The organism is Bartonella sp. AP65SXKL, from assembly GCF_042195725.1.
Taxonomy (GTDB): domain Bacteria; phylum Pseudomonadota; class Alphaproteobacteria; order Rhizobiales; family Rhizobiaceae; genus Bartonella.
Window position 1 is genome coordinate 1 of sequence record NZ_JBHIOW010000048.1, and the last position, 2,472, is coordinate 2,472.

A 2,472-nucleotide genomic window follows, 5' to 3' on the forward strand; every position below is an offset into this window, starting at 1 on the left:
TTACGCTTTACCGCATACGTGCATTAAAAGATTTTGGTGATGTTAAAGCAGGCGACCTTGGCGGCTTTGTAGAGTATGAAGACAATTTAAGTCAAAAAGACGATTGCTGGATTTATAATGATGCCAAGGCGTATTGTTGTGCCAAGATTTACGATAGTGCTAAGGTTTATGATAAAGCACAAATTGGTGATTGTGCCGAGATTTTTGGCAATGCAAAAATTTATAATAACGTCAAAATATATGATGGACATATTTTTGGACACACACAAATTTATGGAAATGTGATTATTTATGCCGATTCAAGAATTTATGGCAATGTAAAAATTTATGATAATTCAGAAGATTGTAAACAAACTATGACCGCCCAGAACGGCGACTCTTCAACAAAAGACGACATTCCTTTCTAGCAACACAAACCAACTTTTAACACCAGCGTGATTCACGCCACGGGTGAATTGCGCGCAATGTAGGAAATCAAGATGAAAAATTCTACTTTTTTAAACGAAATGGCAGAAAAATATGGATTTTCTGCTGAAGAATTTCGAACCACAATCATAAAAACTTGTATTGGAGATAAAAATGCTAATGTCATCACTGATGCAGAATTTGCCGTTTTTCTTTTTGTTGCCAATACTTATGGACTTAACCCTTTAACAAAAGAAATCTATGCACTCCCTAAAAAAGGCGGCGGCATCATACCCGTTGTTTCTATCGACGGTTGGATAAAGATCATCAAATCAAATCCTGACTTTGATGGCATGACCTTTCAAGATCAACTCAATGATGATGGGAATATCATTGCTATCAAATGTGCTATTCGTCTCAAAGGCATTAAAGACCCTATCGAAGTCACCGAATATCGCAAAGAATGCGAACAAGGCCACAGTGACCCTTGGAAAAAATACCCCGCACGTATGTTGCGTCATAAAGCCACTATACAATGTGCTCGTTACGCTTTCGGTCTTTCCGGTATTTATGAAGAAGATGAAGCTAAACGTATCAATGAAACAAACCATAACGTACAAACGAAGTTAGTTTCTTATGATGTGCTTACGCAAATCAAACAATTAATAAACATCACTCAAACAGAAGAAGAAAAAGTGCTTGATTATGCACAAGTCGACAGGCTTGAAGATCTTCCTGATGAAGTAGCACAAAGGATTTTGGATGTTTTGCAAAAGAGACAGCATGAAAAAGAACAATCTTTCCTACAACAAAAGCAAATAGAGGCGCCTATACAAGATGCCGAATATATTCACGTCCAAGATATAGAATATGCACCACAAGAACAAAGAACGGCGGTGTGAGATGGAACAAAGAACAGCAGAATGGTTCCAAGCACGCTTGGGTAAAGTCACCGCATCTAATGTTTACAACATTATCAGTAAGACAGCAAAAGGATTGCCTACGAGCAAATATGAAGACTACAAAATCAAACTCATAACAGAGCGCTTAACAGGCGAAACAAGCCCTTATTATGAAACTGAAGATATGAGATGGGGTATCGAACATGAAGATGATGCCTTGAGAGAATATGGCTTCATTCATGATGCCAATATAACAAAGTGCGGCTTTATCCAACACCCCACAATAGAAATGGCGGGGGCTAGCCCCGATGGTCTCATTGGAGAAGACGGTTTAATCGAAGTCAAATGCCCGAGATCAGTAACACATATGCGCTTTTGTATAGGTGATGAAATCAAACCAGAATATCACGCACAAATGCAATTCCAAATGGCTTGTACAGGACGAAAATGGTGTGATTTCGTAAGTTATGATCCACGTTTTACGGGGGAATTCTTTCACTTGCGCATGAAAGTCAAGCGTGTTCTCCGTGATGATCAACAAATTGAACAGATCAATCAAGCTGTTGAAACCTTTTTAGCAGAGATAGAACGAGAGATACAACAACTCTCAACAAAAGCTGCTTAACCTTATGGGGGTGTTTTGTTCCCCGCATATCTACGAGCACCCCCACCCTTCCTAACACTTTCAAGTAATGCGTGATTCACGCCACACGTGAATTGCATCTCAATGTAAGGAGAAAAGATATGGCACCTCGTAAAGCTATCATAACGCAAGCAGACATTGCACGAGCTTTAAGAGAAGCAAAAAAGCAAAAATGCGAACTCATAGAAATCAAACCTACCGGTGAACTGCTTATCTATCTGAAAGCAGATATTCCAATACCAAACTCAACAGCACACCCAGACAAACTTTTAGATTTGTCAAAGAATGAATATTACGAAATCGCACTCTCTAAGATGTAAAATTGATCATGCCAAAACCACGCCCTCCTCATCTCGTTAAACAAATTACCCAACATGGCAAAATCGTATGGTATGTACGTATTGGTCATGGACCACGCATTAGAATACGCGGTACCTATGGAACGCAAGAGTTTGTTGATAACTACAAAAGCGCACTTGCCGAGTTACAAGGGCTTATACTTCCTAAATCAAAAACTGGTAA

General features: G+C 39.1%; 4 protein-coding genes and 1 pseudogene. All 5 read left to right on the top strand.

Going from position 1 to position 2,472, the window contains the following annotated elements:
- A partial coding sequence (locus ACFIMP_RS09480; RefSeq protein WP_375681007.1) for a hypothetical protein occupies nucleotides 1-407 on the top strand: 407 nt, incomplete at its 5' end.
- 72 nt (nucleotides 408-479) lie between these two features.
- Entirely contained in the window at nucleotides 480-1,307 is an 828-nt protein-coding gene (locus ACFIMP_RS09485; protein WP_375618854.1) for a recombinase RecT, read from the top strand.
- A 1-nt stretch (nucleotide 1,308) separates the two neighbouring features.
- On the top strand, nucleotides 1,309-1,932 hold the full coding sequence (locus tag ACFIMP_RS09490; RefSeq protein WP_375686323.1) for a lambda exonuclease family protein: 624 nt from the start codon (nucleotides 1,309-1,311) through the stop codon (nucleotides 1,930-1,932).
- Nucleotides 1,933-2,051: 119 nt separating this feature from the next.
- Complete coding sequence (locus ACFIMP_RS09495; RefSeq protein ID WP_375643864.1) at nucleotides 2,052-2,270, top strand: hypothetical protein; 219 nt, start codon at nucleotides 2,052-2,054, stop codon at nucleotides 2,268-2,270.
- A gap of 8 nt (nucleotides 2,271-2,278) precedes the next feature.
- Nucleotides 2,279-2,472 (top strand): annotated as a pseudogene (locus tag ACFIMP_RS09500) (tyrosine-type recombinase/integrase); the annotation flags it as partial.